We start from the raw sequence: 17879 nt of genomic DNA on the forward strand, positions 1-17879 counted from the left end.
TGGCACAGCCTACGAAAAGCATGGCGAAGCATGCAAGGGGGCCGAGCCATGCGAAGGCATATCGACACCCCGCGTCATGGGCGTCGATGAGCTATCCGTGAAAAATGATGCCGACGGTGTAGATTGGCGGGGGGTGGAGGGACTTGTCGTGACCGGGCCTTCATTCGCCGGGGCGCGGTGGTCCGGCACGCTGAGGCAGAAGGGCTGGATCGACAGGGTCAGCGAGCAGCGTCGCGGAGCTGTTTCTTGAAGGTGAGGCGGACGATGGGGACGATGGTGGGATCGTTTTGGATTTCGCGTTCGAATTGGAGGACGTCGTAGTAGCCGCAGCGGCTCTTGCCGGGGTATTCGCGGCAGGCCTGGGGGCGGCCTTCGTAGATGGTGCAGCCGCGGGTCTCGGGGTGGAGGAATTTGCAGGATTTGCCGAAGAAAGGATCTTTCTTCCGGCGGAGGATGCGGCCGCCGAAGCGGTGCACGGTGAAGCGTTTCTCGGCGACCTCGGGCGTGAGGCCGAAATGGGCGGCGAGCCGCTTGACGTCCCGCGCCGTCACCTCGACGCGCTCGTAGATGGAGCAGCAAAATGCCACGCACTTGGTGCAATCGTATTGAACGCGCGTTCGTCCGGCGGCCACGGCTGACTCCAGGGAGAGTTGGAATTGGATGGATGCCGCGTCACGCGACGAGGCGGCGCGAGTCTAGGCGCATCGAAGGCGCGGGTCGAGGGGGTTCGTCCGAGCAGGCGATGTGGGCAAAATCACGCAGCCTAGACGAACTCATCCCGTCCCCGGTGCTCTCCCGCGCGTCCTGGGCGGCCAGGTTTGTGCGTTGTGTCGCAATTCGTCGTGACGGGGTCGAATGCGGGCGCTACCTTTCAAGGACTCACGCGGAGGTGCTGTCATGCGCGTTTTCTTGAGCGCCGCTCCGCTTGTCTTGCTGCTTGCGTGCTCGCGCCCGGCCTCGCCCGGCGACCACGGCGAGTCGGCCGATGCGGCTTCCGCGCCGCCGCAAATGCAGAACCTGGCGTCGATCGGGCCCGCGAAGACGAGGCCTCTGTCGCCGCAGGGCGGGCGGCGATTCCGGGTCTCGCCGCTGGGAAACGACGCAAACGATTGCTCGGAGAGCAAGCCCTGCCGGGAAATCCAGCGAGGCATTTCCCTGGCGACGGCGCCCGGCGACGTGCTCTTCGTGGAAGACGGGGAATACGCGCGGTTCACGGTGGACGGGCTGCGCGGCGAGCCGGGCCGGCCCATCACGATCTTCGCGATCGGCAAGCGCGCGGTCGTCCGGCCGGATCCTGATTGCAAGAACAAGAACGCTTGTCGGGACAACATCATTCTGCGGAGATCTCACCACGTCGTCCTCGACGGGATCTCGTCGTACGGCGCGCCGCGGGCCGCGGTGGCGGTGTTTTACGGGACGAATGTGGCGATCCGGAACGGGACGTACTTCGACAACGGTCGATGGGGGATCTTCTCGTCGTTCGCGGACGATCTCGTGGTCGAGAACAACGAGGTCCGGCGGAGCCGGCGCGAGCACGGGATCTATCTGTCGAACAGCGGCGACAGGCCCGTGGTGCGGGCGAACGTGCTGCGCGACAACGACGGCTGCGGGATCCAGATCAACGCCGACATGCGCGAGAGGCCCGAGTTCGACAAGTCCGGCAAGAGTTTCTACGGCGGCGTGGCCGACGGGCTCGTGACCGGCGCCGCCATCGAGCGGAATCTCATCATCGGCAATGGCGCCGGGCTGCTCGCGAACAACAAGAAGCGCAAAGGCGCGGGGATCAACCTCGACGGCGTGCAGGATTCGATCGTCCAGGGGAACGTGCTCTACGACAATGCCGCGTCAGGCATCGTGGCGTTCGGCGACGCGGATGGAAGCGAAGAGGACGCGGAGGAGGACGGGGACGGTCGCTTCGGGCCGAAGGGGCTTTCGATCGTGCACAACACGGTGGTGATGCCCGAGGGGGCGCGGAGCGCGCTGCAGGTGCGATTGAGCGCAGGGCCGAACGTGGTGCGGAACAACATTCTGTATCATCGGGACGCGCGCCGCGCAGGGCTCGAGCTCGTGACGGAGAAGGACGCGAAGCTCGTGGAGAGCGACGGGAACGTCCTTGATCGAGTGGCAATCGGGGAGAGGGTGCGGCCGCTCGAAGATTGGCGAAAGCAGCTCGGCAAGGACGGGCATTCGCTGTCGCTGCCGCTCGCGCGGCTCTTCGTGGATCCGGCGCGGGGCGATTACACGCTTTTGCCCGCGTCTCCGGCGGCGCGGGCGGCGACGGCGGATCCGGTGGACGAGCACCAGGATTTCATGGGGAAACCACGGATGAGGCGGGAGAAGGGGCACAGCATTGGCGCCTGCGAGGTGGCGCCGGCGGAGCCGCAAGGGGTCAGGGCATCGCCAGTCGGACCACGCGCTCACCAGCGATGAGGACGAGGTCCTTGCCGTCAACGGTGACGGCACGGACGCCGCGCGGCGCAACGGAGAGGGGCGGCGCGCCGTCGGCCGCGAGGCGGCCCGGCGCGCCGCTGCCGAAGACGTGCGCAAAGTGGCTCGAAGGCCCGATCGCGCCACTCGCATCCGGCTCGACGACGACGAGCGTGTGGCCGAAGTCGTTCGCGATCACGAGCTCGCCCGTCGGGAGGAAGGTGATGTCGCTCGGGCGATTGAGGCGCAGGTCGGAGAGGGCGCCGGGCTTGGCGACGCCGTAGCGCTGGCTGTCGCCCGGGATGACGTTTTCCGCGGTGAAGGGGCCGGCGGCGGGGATGCGGCGGACGGCGTTGGAATCGTACGAGGCGACGTAGAGGTCGCCGTTCGGCGCGAAGGCGATGCCGCTGATGTTCGGGCCGAGGCTCTGCGGGACGTCGTCGACGTAGCCGGGCTCGAGCGTGACGCCGAACGTGGTGATGGCCTGGTTCGTGATGTTGATGATGCGGAGGTAGTTCGCGTCGGCGAAGTAGAGCGCGCCGTTCGGGCCGATCGTGGCCTTGCCCGCGCCGGTGTTGATGGCGACGCGCGCAGCCGTGGCGAGGCCCGCCGCCTGCTGCTCGGCGGTCGTGGCGGCGCGGCCGTCGCCCGCGACGACGGAGAGCATGCCCGTCGCAAGGTCGATCTTCGACACGCGCGGCAGGCTCGCCTCGAGGAGGTAAAGCGCGCCGCCCGCGAGATCAAAGCCGCGCAAAGAGGCGAGATCGGAGGCGAGCGCCATCCCGTTCGGGCCGATGGTGTTGCCGGTGTAGCCCGTGCCGGCGAGGGGCATGAGCAAGTTCGTCGTGCGATCCTGGGCCACGACGCGCGCGTCCGAAGTGTAGATGTAGCGATTGTTCGCCGCGTCGACGCGGATGGAGCTCAGGCTGTTCAGGGCGCGGAGCGAGAGGCCGGGCAGGTTGTCGATCTTGGTCGGGCCCGTGCCGGCGACGGCCTCGACGAGCCCCGGATTGCCGGCGGCGTCGAACAGGACGCGGCGCAGGCGGCCCTCGGCGAGCACGAGGAGCGAGCCGTTGCGATCGACGAAGGGGCGCGAGAAGAGCGCGAACGTGGCGCTCTTCGCGGGGCCGCCGTCGCCCGTGTAGCCGGCGTTCGGGATGGCCTTGCCCATGTCCCAGCTCCCGGCGACGAAATCGATGCAGTCGTTCTCGTCGAGCGCCGTCGCCAGGTTCCCGCCGGCCGGGCGAATGCGGCGGATGAGGCCGTGGCGGCTGCCGACGAGCAGGTCGCCGCGGACGGGATCGACGATGACGCCGCTGTTGATGCCGAGCGGCGTGGTGATCGCGGGGCAACCCTCGGCGGGCAGGCTCGAATTGTTGCCGTTGCCCGCGAGGTGCACGCTCTCGACGTACATCGGATCGCCCACCGGCGGGCGGTTCGCGGGGATCTTGCGGAGCTGGATGGACGTCGCCGTGTAGATGCTGCCGTCGGCGTCGAGCGTCACGGTGAGCGGATTGACGGCGCCGATGTTCGCGATCTGATCGACCGCGTCGGCCGCGATCGTGACGCCCCAGGCCGTGGTGGCCGTGCCCGTGGTGTTGATCGCGCGGATCGTGCCGTTGCTGTTGTCCGCGACGAGCAGGATCGAGCCGTCGGCCGTGAAGGCGAGGTCGGTGATGCCGTTGAAGCTCGCGCTGAGGCGGTTGCCGCCGTTGCCGCCGTTGCCGCTCGACGCGGTGCCGGCATAGTCCGTGACGGTGCCGTCGGTGCGCTTGGCCCGGAAGATGCGGAAGCCCGACGCGAAATACGCGTCCTGCGTGACGGGGTGGATCGCGACGGCGGCGACGCCCTCGGGCGCCTGCGCGACGGTCTGGATGGTCTTCGGCTGGATCGTCTTGCCGAACATCGTGACGGGCATCGAGCCGTTGTTGATGACGCGGACACGCTTGCGATCGGCGATGTAATAGTTGTTGGCCGCGTCCGTCGTGACGAACCCGCCTTCGATCGAGGCGAGCAAGGGATCCGCGCCGTCGCCGATCTCGTTCTCCTCGGGGCCGCCGCCGGCGAGGATCTTGTAATCGCCCGAGACGCCGAAGACGCCGGCGTTCGTGGTTTGTCCGGCCGAATCGATGAGGATCTCGGCCGGGCCGAAGTCGACGGCCGGGACTTCCACGACGAGCCGATCGGGCTCGGCGGAGAGGACGACGGCGTCCACACCGTCGAAGGTGACCTTGTTCATCGCGGCGTCCGCGGCGAAGCCCGTGCCGCGGAGGACGAGCGCGCTGCCGGGAGCGCCGCCGGCCGGGGTCGTGTCGAGCACGGAGAGGACGGGCGTGGTGCCGGTGATCGTGGCCGCGACGTAGCTCCGCGCAGGCAAGCGCCCCGGGGCGGCGAGGTTCAACGGGCCGGTGACGGCGTCCGCGGGGACGGTGACGACGACCTGCGTGCCGGCGGCGTTGATCGAGGTGACGGGCGCAGGCGCGGCGGCGCCGGCAAACGTGACGGTGAGGTCGGCGGGCGAAAGGCCGACGAAGCCAGCGCCGGTGAGGGTGATGTTCTCGCCGGGTGCGTGGGGCGCGTCGAAGCCGGTGACCGCGAGCTCGGCGGGGATCGAGGCGTCGGTGATCGTGAGCGGGAGCCAGTTCGAGCGCAGGCCGTTGACCTCGATGGCGATGGCGCCGGTCGCGAGCGTGGACTCGGAGTTGCCGACGCCGAGCGCGAAGGCGAGGTCGCCGGGAGTTGCCTGGTTCGTGACGATCTTGCGGCGCGTGCCGCTGCGGCCCGGGATCGCGAGCTGGTTCGCCTCGACGGACGCAGGGTCGAAGCCGAGGCCCTGGACCTTCAGCGTGGAGGAGAGTTTGGCCTGCGTGACGTCGGTCGAACCGGCGACGGGCAGGTGGGTGAAACCCGGGGAGAACGTGGCTTGCGGCGTGCCGTCGAGGGTGAGCGTGACGACGCGGGTGCGGGCGACGGCGGCGGGCGTGGTGACGCTGAGGGTGCCGTCGTCGAGGACCATGACGTCGGCGGCCGGGACGTTGCCGAAGAGAACACCGACGGCGCCGATGAAGCCGTAGCCGCTGATCGTGACGAGCTCGCCGCCGGCGGCGCTGCCGGCGGCCGGCTGCATGCCGATGATGGCGACGGCGGGCTCGACCTCGATCGTGTAGTCCTGCGTCGCCTTCTGGCCGTCGGGGCCCGTGGCCACGAGCGAGACGACCTGCGGCCCTTCCTGGCCTGCGGCGGGCGTCCACGTGACCTCGCCCGTCGCGGCGTCGACCTGCATGCCGTCGGGCTTGGTCGTGAGCGAGTAGGTGATCGTGTCGCCAGGGAGGGCGTTTTCCTGAACGGCCTGCGACGCGTAGAGGTAGGGGTCGCCGACGCGCGCAACGAGCACCGGCGTCGTGGTGAACGAGACCGGGCCGCGCATTTCTTCGTGTCCGCCGGCGCCGGCGCTCCCACCGTTGCCGCCGGAGCCGCCGCTCCCGCCCATGCCGCCGACGCCGCCCGCGCCGCCGCTGCCGGCGGGGTTCGTCGTGCCGGAGGTCGAGGGCGCATCGTCGGAGCAACCCGTCGCGAAGGCGGCGAGCGGGAGGCTGATCAGGAACGCGAGCGAGAGTCGGCTTTTCGCGCGGGAACGCATGGCGTGCTCCTCCTGTGACGGAAGGGAAGGATCGAGGAGGATAGAGCGGAGACGCCGGCGGCAGAAGGGGGAGGATGACAGCAGAGGACGATTCCCGTGTGCCTGGACGAGCTCCGCTTCACCGAACCATGTCGTTCGTCACCCAATCGATGACGGAGCCATGCTGCGGGTTCCAGCCGAGCTCGCGGCGGGCTTTTTCGGAACGGACGCGGCTGTTCGAGCCGAGCGCGAAGACGGCGAGCTCACGGCCCCACCGGGCGATCGCCTGATCGGCGGGCCACGACTCCGCCGCGCCAAGCCCGAGGGCCTTGCCGATCGCGCGGACGAGATCGCCGAAGGAGGCCTCGCCATTCTCCACGTAGTAAAAACTCCCTGCCGGCGCCTTCTCCAGCGCGAGCAGATAAAGCTCGGTCATGTCGGCGATGTGGACGTTCGACCAGATGTTGAGGCCGCGGCCGATGTAGCGCGGGATTCCGCTCTCCTTTGCCTGGGCGCAGAGCGGCGGGATCTGCACGCTCTGGGCGGGCGGGCCCAGCGTGTGGCCGTAGATCAGGCTGTTGCAGAGCACGACGGTTCGCACGCCGGGGGCGGCCTCGACGATGCGCTTGTTCAATGCGACGCGGTGTTCCTTGTCCGGCTCCGGCACGACCTGCGTCTCCTCGGTGAAGATCGCACTCGACGGTTCGCCCATCGCTTCGTCGCCAACGAGGCTCGTGCCGCTCGTGTGGAGGAACGGTTTGCCCGAGCCGGCAAGTCCGGCGAGCAGTGCGATGGCGGCGCCCTCATGGTCGCTGTCGGCGGCATTGATGACGGCATCGGCGGCCTTCGCCTCGGCGGTGAGCAATGCGGCGTCGTCGAGCGTGCCGAGGACGGGGTCGATGCCCTTCGCGCGCACGCCTTCGACCTTCGCAGCCGAACGGACGAGGCCGCGCACGACATGCCCCAGGGAGGCGAGCCGCGCGGCGACCGAACCACCGATATAGCCGCTTGCACCGGTCACGAAGATCTTCATGCAACACTCCTTTTCTCGAGGCCTGGACGATGGAATCACCGCGGCCCTTTGACAATCCGCCGCGCATGCGCATGACATGTGAATCCCTTTCACAAGGCAGGGGTCGAGATGGACAATCGCATGGGCGAGATGCGGGTCTTCGTGCGGGTGGTGGAAGCCGGCAGCTTCTCGGAGGCGGCGCGTCAGCTCAGGATGACGCCGTCGACCGTGAGCAAGCTGGTCGGCCGGATCGAAGAGCGGATGGGCGTGCGCCTCGTCGAGCGCTCGACACGACGCCTGTCGTTGACCGACGAGGGCCAGGTCTACTTCGAACGAAGCGGCGCGCTCCTCGGCGAGCTCGACGATCTGGAAAGGGAGCTCGCGCAGGGAGGTGCGCACGCGAGGGGGACGGTGCGCGTCAACGCGTCGGTCGCCTTCGGCGTGCGCGGGCTCTTGCCGCTCTTGCCGGGTTTCTGGGAGGCGTATCCGGAAATCGTCGTCGACGTGTCGCTGTCGGACGAAATCGTCGACCTCTACCTCGATCGCACCGACATTGCATTTCGCGTCGGCGCGCTCGGCGACTCGAACCTGGTCGCTCGAAAGGTCGGCACGGCACGCCGCCGGATCGTCGCTTCGCCGGCCTATCTGAAACGACACGGGACGCCCCGGACCGTCGAGGATCTCGAGCGCCACAATTGCCTAGGCTTCAACTTTCGGCGGTCGGCGCCGGTGTGGCCCATGCGGCAGGGCGGTCGTGTCGTCGACCGAACCGTGCGCGGCAGCTTGCTCGCCAACAACGGCGAGACGGTGCGCACCATGGCCCTCGCGGGCGTCGGATTGGCGCGGCTCGCGGACTTCCACGTCGATCCCGACATCGAGAGCGGACGGCTCGTCGAAGTGCTGGCGGACGAAGAGCACAGCGACGTCGAAGACGTGCACGCGCTTTATCTCGGGGGGCAGCGCGTGCCACAACGCGTCCGCGTGTTTCTCGACCACATGGTCCCGCGGTTGCAATCGTTCATGGCGCGTGGCGGAGACGATCGCCACGGTCGGGACGCCTCGTCAGGTCCGCGGGGCGGCTCGCGTGAGCGGTCGCGAAAGGCCCGCACGCCCCCGCCTCGTGCGGCTGCGTCGCGATGAAGTCGCGCGGGCGGCGCGTCGTCGTGTCACTTCGCGCGCACGAGCAGCTCCTTGGCCACGTCCACGAAGAGGCGCAGCGCCGGGGAGCATTGCGCGCGGCTCGGGTAGTAGAGGAAAAAGCCGGGGACCTTGGGCGCGTAGGGCTCGAGCACACGCTCGAGCCGCCCGGTGCGTAGCTGCTCCATCACCATGGGCTCGAAGGCGTATGCCAGCCCCAGGCCTTCCTCGGCCATGGCCACGCCGAGCTCGCTCTCGTTCGTGACCACGCCTCCGCGCACCGGCACGCGCCAGTTCCTGCGACCCCGCTCGAGCTCCCATGCGTAGAGCGCCCCGGTGGTCTGCATGCGGAAGGTAATGCATTCGTGGCGCAAGAGATCCTCGGGGCGCTGCGGCGTCCCGTGGCGCGCGAGGTAGCTCGGCGCGCCCACCACCACGAAGCGAAATGCGTCGGTGAGCCGCACCTGCACCATGTCGCGCTCGATGGCCTCGGTCAGCCGCACGCCCGCGTCGTAGCCCTCCGCCACGATATCCACGAAGCGGTTTTCGAGGACGACCTCGACCTCGATCCGCGGGTGACGGGCGCGGAAGGTAGGCACCAACGGCGCGATGATGAAGGGCACCGCCGCCCTCGGCACCGACAGCCGGACCCGGCCCACCGTCTCTCCCGGCTGCGCGGAGACCTCGGTGAGGGCGGCGAGCGCCTGTCTCATTGCCGGGCCGGCGCTCTCCACGAGCCGCCGCCCTGCATCCGTCAGCGACACGCTACGCGTCGTGCGGGCCAGGAGCACCACGCGTAGCTGCTCCTCGAGCTGCCGCACCGCCTGGCTCACGGCGGACCTGGAGACGCCGAGCTCGCGCGCCGCGCTGCTGAAGCTCTGCAGGCGCGCCACGGCAAGGAACGCCTGGAGCTGGGGGAAGGGCGCCGTGTTCATGCGGAGGATCCGGCTTCAAGCGCGCCTCATTGTCAAGCATGGGTTAACAGCCCGTTGGCTCCCCGGCGCCTAGTCCTCCGCGGGACCGGGGCGTACGTTTCTTCGTGCACGGGGACGGAGCCGAGTCGAAGGCTTATTCCGCCGCCGGTCCGACAGGAGAACGTTCAATGCAGAAGCGCAAACTTGGAAACAGCCATCTGGAAGTCTCGGCGATCGGCCTCGGCTGCATGGGACTGAGCTTCGGCTACGGTCCAGCCACGGACAAGCAGGAGGCGATCTCGCTGATTCGAACGGCCGTCGAGCGCGGCGTCACGTTCTTCGACACGGCCGAGATCTACGGCCCGTTCACGAACGAAGAGCTCGTGGGCGAAGCGCTCGCTCCCTTCCGCGAGCAGGTGGTGATCGCCACCAAATTCGGCTTCAACGCGGACGTGGGAGTGTCTTCCCTCAACAGCCGACCCGAGCATATCAAGCAGGTCGCGGACGCGTCGCTGAAACGCCTCCGGACCGACCACATCGATCTGTTCTACCAGCACCGCGTCGACCCGGATGTGCCGATCGAAGACGTCGCGGGCGCGGTGAAGGAGCTGATCCAGGAGGGCAAGGTCAAGCACTTTGGCCTCTCCGAGGCTTCCGCCAAGACGATCCGCCGCGCCCACGCGGTCCAGCCGGTCACGGCGGTACAGAGCGAATACTCGCTGTGGACGAGAGGCCCTGAAGCGGAAGTGCTGCCGACCCTCGAGGAGCTCGGTATCGGGTTCGTTCCATTCAGCCCTCTGGGCAAAGGCTTTCTGACGGGCAAGATCAGCGAAAACACCACGTTCGCGAGCTCCGACATCCGCAACATCATCCCTCGATTCACGCCGGAGGCAATGAAAGCGAACCAGGCCTTGGTCGATCTGCTGGGCCAGGTCGCGGAACGGAAGAAGGCGACCCCGGCCCAGATTGCTCTGGCATGGCTCCTCGCGCAGAAGCCATGGATCGTACCGATCCCCGGCACCACGAAGCTGCACCGCCTGCAGGAGAACATCGGAGCAGAAAGCGTCGAGCTTTCGCCTGACGATCTCCGTGAGATCGAGAGCGCCGCCTCGAAGATCACCGTGCATGGGGCTCGCTATCCCGAACACCTGGAGAAGAGGACCGGGCTCTGAGCAAGGCGGGACGGGGGCGGCAAGGGGAGCTGATGCGATGGAACGCGTCGTGTAGCTAGCCTTCCGCGTTCGGCGTCTGCTTTGCCTTTGCGGCCTGCTTCGCGCGCCGTCGCGCGGTCGCCTTCTCGGCCGCCGCGAGGAGCGGGGCGCGAATGGCGTCCACGGCGGCGGCGGGGGCGCTCGATTGTTCGAGGTTCGTGAGCACGGCCTTGGCGACCTTCGCCCAGGCGCGCCTCCGCTTCCGGATCTCGGCCGGCGAGACGCCATTCTTTTGCGCCTCGGCGGCGGCCTGCGGCTTTTGATTCTCGATGGCCCCGAGCTTCTGGCCTGCGTCGCCGAGCTGCACTTCGGGTCTGATCCGGGATCGAATCAGAGGGGAGACACTCGACGTCATCGAGCGGGAGGCCCGCGCCTCACTTCCCGGCGAGGCACTCGGGATTGCAGCGCTCGGCGATGCAACCGTCGAGTCGAGTGGCCTCGTCGGAGGGCTCGAAGAGCTGGCCGCACGTGGCGAGGCAGGCCTGGATCATCGCAGCACGGTCGCTGTCTTCGAGCACGGGCGTCCCGGCGGGGGGCGGCTTGCGGCATCCCATGCGGCACCCGAGCGCTTGGGCCGCGCTGGGGGTGAAGGCCACAGGCGGAGAACAGCAACGAGACTTGACGCACGGAGCGCAGGACTCGGACAGGCTCTTCGTCATCGTGCACGCGGCGACTGATTCGGGGCTCACCGGCGCCGGGCTCGCCTCCTCGATGGGCATGCTTGTCGAGGCCGAGGTGGGCGCGGGGGTCGGGGCGGCCACGGGGCTCGGCTCCGAACCGCCACACGCGACGAGGAAAACTCCCAGCAGGGGTACAGAATGAAGTTTCACTCGCCCACGCTAGCACTCTCGCGCTGGTGCTGGACCGGCGGAGCGCGATTGGCGGGGAACCATGAGCCCAAAGCAAAACACGAGGAGCAATCCGAGATATACGGCTCGGGCCCGCATCGGTGCGCACGCCCCCGCGCCGCGAAGTTCGTCGAGGATCAGGGCCAGAGCTCGAGCGTCACGGATTCGTGGGAAAACCCCACGACCTCGACGCCGAGGCTTTCGAGCTGGAGGAGCAAGCCGAACGGCGATTCGAGATCGGCAAATGCACGGCCGACCGCAGCCGGATCCAGGAAGAAACGCGCGCCCAAGGACCTCGGCTGCGGCTCCACGCGACTCCCTTGCGCGACGAGCTTGCGCCACGAGAGCTCGCCGACGGCCGCGACGCATGCGCGGGTCCACGCCCCCCACCAGGTTCGTGGAATCGGGACGTCTGCGAGCCCGCCGGGGACCTGCCGCATCAGCTCGACCATGAGAAGGAGGGCCGCTCGCTCCGGCGGCCGCTCCCGATGGATCCCGGTCCTCCAGACGGGGCGGCGGATCGATTCGCGGCGGCCTTCGGAGAGAGCCCTCGTGCTTCGACCGAGCGCATCCAGGGCGCGCGTGGCCGCGAGCGCGAGACGTTCGGCCTGCGCGACGAGCGGGGCGAATCGCGAGAAAGCAACGGCGTCCTGCGTCGTGATCGGGTGGTGCACGGCGCGCGCGGGCGGAACGCCGGGGCTGCGGCAAAGCGCGATGGAGACGGCGCAGGCGCGCATGCGTCGCCGGATCGAGCCGGGCGCGCCGCCGATGCCCACGCCGTGCAAATGAAAGAGCCGCAGTGGGTCGTCCTCGTATCCCTCGCGGGCGCGATGCATTCGGAGCCGATCCCAGGCCTCGAATGGATCCCGCGTCGACGAGGCGATGCGGCCCGTGAGGTCCCGTCGCTCGGGCGTGTCGAGCTCGAGGCGCGCCACGGCGCGAGGCCATACGCCGGTTCGAACGGCTTCGGCGAGCGCCTCGACGCTCATTCGAATCCGTAACGCACCAGCGGGAGATTGAGATGCGGCGAGCGGCCGGGGATGGGCGAAACGTCCGCAAACACGAAGGGTTCGCCGTCGATGCACTCGAGCGGAGTGCGTGGCGTCTCGTCGGTTGCATCCATCGGTCCTCTTGTCGGCTCGCTCACGAACGGCTCGTTCCGCGCCCCGTGGAGATCATCGCTGCGGCGGTCGCACCTTCGCATGGTCGCCTGGCTCCTCCCCCCGCATCTTCGGGGAAAGCATCCTGTGAGGATGAGACCAAAACAATGGTTCTCCGAGGTCGGGATCGAAAGGCCCGCAGCTTCGGGTAGACTGCCCCCCATGTACACCCCTTCCATCGCCAACAAGAATGACTCGTCCTGGTTGCTTCGGCCATGACCCTCACCATCGAATCGACCCTGGGCCTATGCGCTTCGCGCGGCAGTCGGACGGACGATCGACGTCGGCGCCGGAGCCGGAGAGGGATTGCTCGTCGTCGCTGACGGAATGGGGGGGCCCTGCACGGGGTGGCTCGGCGCACGCCTGGCCGTGCGTGCGCTCGTCCAGCCATTCACGAGCGTTGGCGCGGAGCTCCGGTTCGTGGGAGCCGCCGAGGGGTTCCCCGACAACTGTGACTGGGCCGGCGCGATGCAATTGCATCGAGGGGCCGAGCGCGTGTACGAGGCGTGCGCGGCGGACTTCGGAGATCCGGCGGCGCTCCCGCGTGATCTCGCTGCGATGTTCTCGGAGATCGACCGGGTCGTGGCCAACGTCCCGAAGCATGACCGTATCTACGGCCTCCTGGTCGGGTGTATTGCCGCCACCGTCGAAGGCGCTCGCGTGCGTGGGATCCACGTGGGGATCGGGCGCGCGCTCCTGCTCCGCGCGGGCGCCCACCACTTCGAGAGTCTCGTGGTCGAGCATTACCTGCACCTCGTCGCGGATCGCATGTCGCAAGCCCGCGACATCGACCCGGCGCAGATCCCGTTGAACATCATCGCCAACGGGCTCGGGGGACTCACGCAAACCGGGGTGGGCGTCGACCCATTCGATGTCGAGCTCGGCGCGGGCGACCTTCTCCTCCTCTGCTCCCAACGAATGGACGTCCCCGAAGAAGAAGTGGCCCGCATCGCGAGGGCCGCCGTGGACGATGGTGCTCCGCTCGAGGAGCTCGCGCGCACCCTCGAACGCCGCTCGGCCGCCGTGTTCGACGCTTCCGAGGCGCATCGCGCCGTGGACGTGGCCTTCGCGATTGCGCTTGCGAGGCTCTCACATTCGAGGAGAATTCGGTCCGATGGGCGAGCCGACCGGCGCGCGCGGGACGAGGCCGTGGATCAAGAGCTCGAGCGCCCGTGCCATACGCCGATCTCGCGCGCGGCCCGATCCATCGTCCGCGAGGACGGCCGAGAGCATGGCGAGCACGTCGATCACGTCGGCGAGGGTGAGGTCGTCGCGGACCAGCCCCGCCGCGCGCGCGCGCTGCAGTGGCACCGTGAGCAGCCGCGTCACCCGGGGCACGAGGGCCTGGAGCGCGTGCTCGCCCGGTCCACGCAGCAGGGCGGGCACCAATGCGTGGGTCTCGGTGTGCCGTTCGACGATGGCCGAGAGTAGCTTCATGAAGGCGTCGGGACGATCGCCGTGCTCGTGGGCGAGCGCCTCGAGCTCGCAGAGATCATCCTCGACGATGGCGGCGCCGAGCGCGTACCGGTCCGGGAAGTTCCGATAGAGCGTCGCCCGCCCGACGCCGGCGTGACGCGCGATCGCATCGAACGGCGCGTCGAAGCCGGCCGAGGCGTACACCGCGCGTGCTGCAGCGACGATCCGCGCGCGGTTCTCCTCGGCGTCTTTCCGGCGCGCCGGTCTTTTTTCCGTGGGGCTTTCCACCGCGCGACTCTACCCCGAAGCCGAAGTGGACACCACTGTCCACTTCGGATATGCTCGAACCACGAGCGCCGGAAGCCAGGGCTGCTCGCCGCTGAAGGAGTGCTTCATGAACGACGACACGCTGCCGACCTTGCCCGCGAACGCGTCGATCTTCACCCGCATCCGCCTGGCCGTCCACGCGCTCGGCGTCCTGGCCAATGACCCTGGGCACACGTACTACGCGGTCCGCTGGTGAACGCGTGCCTCGATAGCGAGACGTACGCGAAGCTGGCCGAGACGTGGCGCGAGATTCCCGAGGCCCGCCGGCTGCTCGACGAGCGCCCGACGTTGCAGGGCCGCGAGCTCGACCTCGAAGCCCTCGCGCGCCTGCCGAAAGGCACGCTCGGCCACGAATTCGTGCGCTACTTCCGCGACAATGGCATCGAGCCGTTCATCACCACGTTCCCCGTCGCGAGCGACGTCGATTACCTCAGCAAACGCTACCGCGAGACGCACGACCTGTTTCACCTGATCACCGGTTATGGGACCGACGAGCCCGGCGAGATGGAGCTGCAGGCCTTCGTGCTCGGCAACCTCGGCGTCCGCCAGGCGGTGCTGATCCTGGCGTATTCGGTCCCGCGACAGCTCAAGCGCTCGGGATTCAAGGATTTCAAGGCGTACCTCGGCCGGCTGCGCGCGGCCTATTCGCGTGGCCGCCACTCGCGCGAGCTGCTCAGCGTGAGCTACGAGAAGCTGTGGGAACAGCCGGTGTCGACGCTGACCGACCTCTTGTGCGCCCCTGCGTGAGGGCCTGAGCATGCGGCCCCCCGGTCCCGGACTCTTACAGTTCATCCACGGCGTTCGCACCCTCGGATTCCTCGACTTCGTGGGGAAGCAATGGCGCGAGCACGGAGACGTGTTCCAGGTGCGCATCGGCCGGCGAACGCTCGTCTTCGCCATGCACCCCGACGCGGTGGAGCGCGTCAACATCAGCCATCGGCAGAACTACGACAAACTCGGCAGCTACGACGGGGTGCGGAAATACCTGATCGGCAATGGCATCGTCGCGAGCACCGGGGATCTCTGGCGCCGGCAGCGCAAGTTGATGGCGCCCTTCTACACCCCAAAGGGCGTGCAAGCTTATGCCGAGCTGATGATTCGCGATGGCGCCCGCCTCGTGGAGCGCTGGGAGGCGCTCGCCAGCAAGGGCACCGAGGTGGAGATCGCCGAGGAAATGACCAACGTCACGGCCTCCATCATTCTGAAGGCGATGTTCAGCACCGAGACGATGGAGTCGATCCACCAGATGAAGGACGCGGTGGAGACGATGCTTTCCTTCGTCAACGACCGGATGGCGGGCCTTTCGCTCCCCGATTGGTTGCCTACCTCGAAGAATCGCAAATACCTCGCAGCGCGGGAGCGGGTGCATCGTTCGATCAGCGCGCTCATCGCGCAAAGGCGCGGCACCGACGAGGCGTCCTGGCCCGACGACCTCCTCTCGCGGCTCATGAAGGCGCGCGACGAGGAGACCGGACAGGCCATGTCGGAGACCCTGCTGCGCGACGAGTCGATCACCACCTTTTTCGCGGGCCACGAAACCACCGCGCGCACCATGACGTTCGCCTGGTACGCGCTGGCGACGAACCCGAAGGTGACCGAGCGCCTGCACGAGGAGCTCGATCGCGTGCTCGGCGGACGGACGCCGACCGCGGACGAGCTGCGGCAGCTTCCGTATACGCTGCAGGTCGTCAAGGAGGTGCTGCGGCTCTACCCGGCGGCGCCCTTTTACGTGCGCGATGCCCTCGCCGCCGATCGGATCGCCGGCTTCGACGTGCCCGCGGGCGCGGCGGTGATGCTGTCGCCGTATTACACGCACCGGCATCCAGAGATCTGGGAAAACCCCGAGGTATTCGACCCCGATCGCTGGACGCGCGAGCGAGAGGCCGCCCGTCACGGCTACGCATACCACCCGTTCGCCATCGGTCAGCGCATTTGCATCGGCAACAACTTCTCGCTGCTCGAGAGCCACCTGCTTCTGGCGATGCTCGCGCAGCGCTTCACGCCTCGATTGCGCGCCCGCTTCGAGCCGCGCTGGACGATGCAGGGCACCCTGGGCATCACCAATGGGCTGCCGATGGTCATCACGCCGCGCCGACCCGCAACACCCGGCCGCGTGGGTGACCTCGACGGGCGGTCCGGGTAAACTGCCCGCCGTGTACACCCTCTACATCGCCAACAAGAACTACTCGTCCTGGTCGCTTCGCCCGTGGATCCTGCTCCTGGAAGCAGGCATTCCCTTCGAGGAGCGTTTGCTCCGGTTCGGCGACGAGGCCGCCTGGGCGCCGTTCCGCGCGATGACGCCAGCGGGGAAAGTGCCGACGCTGCTCGACGGCGAACGCGTGGTGTGGGATTCGCTCGCCATCGCGGAATACCTCGCCGAAAGGCACCCCAGCGTGTGGCCCCGCGACGAAGCCGCCCGCGCCTGGGCGCGCTCCGCGGCCGCCGAGATGCACGCAGGATTCGGGGTGCTGCGCGAGAAGTGCAGCATGAACATCGGCATTCGCGTGCGCTTGCACGAGACGCCGCCCGCGCTTTCGCGCGACGTGGCGCGGATCTCGGCGTTATGGACGGAGGGGCTCGAGCGCTTCGGCGGGCCGTTCCTCGCCGGGGACACGTTCACGGCGGTCGACGCCTTCTTCGCGCCGGTGGTCTTCCGCTGGCAGACGTATGGACTGCACTTCGGGGAAGCGGCTGCGGCCTACGCGACGCGGATGCTCGAGCGTCCGTCGATGCGAAGGTGGTACGACGAAGGGATCGCCGAGACCTTCCGCGACCTGTCTCACGATGAGGAGTGCCGCGCCGCCGGTGTGTGGACCGCGGATTTCCGGGCGAGCTGAGCGCTCGGCACCTCACGCAATCCGATGCAGCAACGGCTCGCCGCGAAGGAGGCGGTGGACGTTGCCCGCGACGATGTCCGCGATCCGCGCGAACGCCTCCTCCGTCGAGCCCGCGACGTGCGGCAGGACGACGACGTCGTCCCGACGATAAAGCGGATCCGCCGGATCCCAAGGCTCCTCCCAGAACACGTCGAGCCCAGCACCGCCGAGCCTGCCCGTCTCCAGGGCATGCAAGAGCGCGTCTCGATCGACGATGGGGCCCCGCGCAACGTTGACGAGCAGGGCCCCGGGCTTCACGCGCGAGAGAAACGTTTCGCCCACGAGGCCACGCGTCCTCGGCGTGAGCGGGCAATGGATGCTGATGACGTCGGCGCGGGCCGCGAGATCGAGGACATCCTCGGGGGACGTGGTGCTACGCGCGGCGAGGATACGCATGCCGAGGGCCTCGGCAATGCGGGCGAGCGCCGCGCCGGAGCGGCCGAGGCCGAGGATGCCGAGCGTGCGGCCCGCAAGCTCGATGCCGAGCGGCGCGCCGATGGAGCGCTCGGCGAAAGCGCGGCTCGCGCAGGGGAAGCGGCGCGCAAGAGCGAGGATCAAGAAGAGCGCGGCCTCGGCGACCGATTGTCCATTCGTGCCAGGCGCGTTGCACACGGGAACGCCCCGGGCGCGCGCCGCCGCGAGGTCGATGCCCTCGGTGCCAACGGCCGGCTGCTGGATGAGGCGAAGATTGCGCGGCGCGGCAATGACGTCGGCATCGAGGCGAGCGTTCGAGGGCAAGAGGACGTCAGCGTCCTCGACCTGGCCCGCGAGCGGCAAGCCCGGGTCCCACGCGCGCAGCGTGACGCCGAGAGGCAGCCGCGCGCGGATGGCGTCGACGATGGGGAACCAGCCCGTGCCGCAGAAGACGATGTGCACAGGGGACGGTTACCGCCATCGAGGCGGTCGCGCACGCGCGGAGGCGTGCCCCGTCG

17 protein-coding genes are annotated in these 17879 nt (G+C 68.5%); 7 read left to right on the forward strand and 10 right to left on the reverse strand.

Annotated features, from left to right (window positions below; translation table 11 throughout):
- Window positions 1-218: 218 nt before the first annotated feature.
- Entirely contained in the window at window positions 219-632 is a 414-nt protein-coding gene (locus KEG57_RS33935) for a YkgJ family cysteine cluster protein (protein WP_272421591.1), read from the reverse strand.
- Window positions 633-897: 265 nt separating this feature from the next.
- On the opposite strand from KEG57_RS33935, the gene KEG57_RS33940 reads away from it, so the two are divergent.
- Complete coding sequence (locus KEG57_RS33940) at window positions 898-2430, forward strand: right-handed parallel beta-helix repeat-containing protein (RefSeq protein ID WP_272421592.1); 1533 nt, start codon at window positions 898-900, stop codon at window positions 2428-2430.
- Here KEG57_RS33940 and KEG57_RS33945 read toward each other — a convergent pair.
- Both KEG57_RS33945 and KEG57_RS33950 read right to left on the reverse strand, forming a co-directional pair.
- Window positions 2390-6067: an IPT/TIG domain-containing protein gene (locus KEG57_RS33945; protein ID WP_272459203.1), complete on the reverse strand. Its 3678-nt coding sequence runs from the start codon at window positions 6065-6067 to the stop codon at window positions 2390-2392. The two genes, KEG57_RS33940 and KEG57_RS33945, sit on opposite strands and share 41 nt — an antisense overlap.
- A 118-nt stretch (window positions 6068-6185) precedes the next feature.
- Window positions 6186-7079, reverse strand: a complete 894-nt coding sequence (locus KEG57_RS33950; RefSeq protein ID WP_272421594.1) for an NAD-dependent epimerase/dehydratase family protein — start codon at window positions 7077-7079, stop codon at window positions 6186-6188.
- Between the two features lie 108 nt (window positions 7080-7187).
- Here KEG57_RS33950 and KEG57_RS33955 point away from each other — a divergent pair, with 108 nt between their 5' ends.
- Window positions 7188-8198, forward strand: coding sequence for a LysR family transcriptional regulator (locus KEG57_RS33955; RefSeq protein WP_272421595.1), 1011 nt, complete (start codon window positions 7188-7190; stop codon window positions 8196-8198).
- A gap of 26 nt (window positions 8199-8224) precedes the next feature.
- Here the strand turns inward: KEG57_RS33955 and KEG57_RS33960 are convergent, their stop codons facing one another.
- Window positions 8225-9130: a LysR family transcriptional regulator gene (locus KEG57_RS33960; protein WP_272421596.1), complete on the reverse strand. Its 906-nt coding sequence runs from the start codon at window positions 9128-9130 to the stop codon at window positions 8225-8227.
- 167 nt (window positions 9131-9297) lie between these two features.
- Between KEG57_RS33960 and KEG57_RS33965 the strand changes: the two genes are divergently transcribed.
- Entirely contained in the window at window positions 9298-10281 is a 984-nt protein-coding gene (locus tag KEG57_RS33965) for an aldo/keto reductase (RefSeq protein ID WP_272459204.1), read from the forward strand.
- A 55-nt stretch (window positions 10282-10336) separates the two neighbouring features.
- On the opposite strand, the gene KEG57_RS33970 is transcribed toward KEG57_RS33965, so the two are convergent.
- From KEG57_RS33970 to KEG57_RS33990, 5 genes are all read right to left on the reverse strand, one after another.
- Window positions 10337-10627 carry a hypothetical protein gene (locus tag KEG57_RS33970; RefSeq protein WP_272421599.1) on the reverse strand — a complete coding sequence of 97 codons (291 nt, stop codon included), beginning with the start codon at window positions 10625-10627 and terminating at the stop codon, window positions 10337-10339.
- Between the two features lie 67 nt (window positions 10628-10694).
- Window positions 10695-11081, reverse strand: a complete 387-nt coding sequence (locus KEG57_RS33975; protein ID WP_272459205.1) for a hypothetical protein — start codon at window positions 11079-11081, stop codon at window positions 10695-10697.
- Between the two features lie 224 nt (window positions 11082-11305).
- Window positions 11306-12157 (reverse strand): hypothetical protein, encoded by an 852-nt coding sequence (locus KEG57_RS33980; protein WP_272421601.1) that lies wholly within the window; start codon window positions 12155-12157, stop codon window positions 11306-11308.
- A 393-nt stretch (window positions 12158-12550) separates the two neighbouring features.
- Window positions 12551-13375, reverse strand: a complete 825-nt coding sequence (locus KEG57_RS33985; RefSeq protein ID WP_272421603.1) for a hypothetical protein — start codon at window positions 13373-13375, stop codon at window positions 12551-12553.
- 42 nt (window positions 13376-13417) lie between these two features.
- Complete coding sequence (locus KEG57_RS33990) at window positions 13418-14032, reverse strand: TetR/AcrR family transcriptional regulator (protein ID WP_272421604.1); 615 nt, start codon at window positions 14030-14032, stop codon at window positions 13418-13420.
- Window positions 14033-14138: 106 nt separating this feature from the next.
- Between KEG57_RS33990 and KEG57_RS33995 the strand changes: the two genes are divergently transcribed.
- From KEG57_RS33995 to KEG57_RS34010, 4 genes are read left to right on the forward strand one after another with little or no spacing between them, the layout of a single operon-like run.
- Window positions 14139-14267, forward strand: coding sequence for a hypothetical protein (locus KEG57_RS33995; protein WP_272421605.1), 129 nt, complete (start codon window positions 14139-14141; stop codon window positions 14265-14267).
- Complete coding sequence (locus KEG57_RS34000) at window positions 14264-14818, forward strand: Coq4 family protein (protein ID WP_272421606.1); 555 nt, start codon at window positions 14264-14266, stop codon at window positions 14816-14818. The genes KEG57_RS33995 and KEG57_RS34000 overlap by 4 nt, the downstream gene beginning before the upstream one ends.
- Before the next feature lie 10 nt (window positions 14819-14828).
- Complete coding sequence (locus KEG57_RS34005) at window positions 14829-16214, forward strand: cytochrome P450 (RefSeq protein ID WP_272421607.1); 1386 nt, start codon at window positions 14829-14831, stop codon at window positions 16212-16214.
- Window positions 16215-16224: 10 nt separating this feature from the next.
- Entirely contained in the window at window positions 16225-16908 is a 684-nt protein-coding gene (locus KEG57_RS34010) for a glutathione S-transferase family protein (RefSeq protein WP_272421608.1), read from the forward strand.
- A gap of 12 nt (window positions 16909-16920) precedes the next feature.
- Here KEG57_RS34010 and KEG57_RS34015 read toward each other — a convergent pair whose 3' ends face one another.
- Window positions 16921-17823 carry a 2-hydroxyacid dehydrogenase gene (locus KEG57_RS34015; RefSeq protein WP_272421609.1) on the reverse strand — a complete coding sequence of 301 codons (903 nt, stop codon included), beginning with the start codon at window positions 17821-17823 and terminating at the stop codon, window positions 16921-16923.
- Window positions 17824-17879: the final 56 nt, after the last annotated feature.

This window comes from Polyangium jinanense (assembly GCF_028435365.1).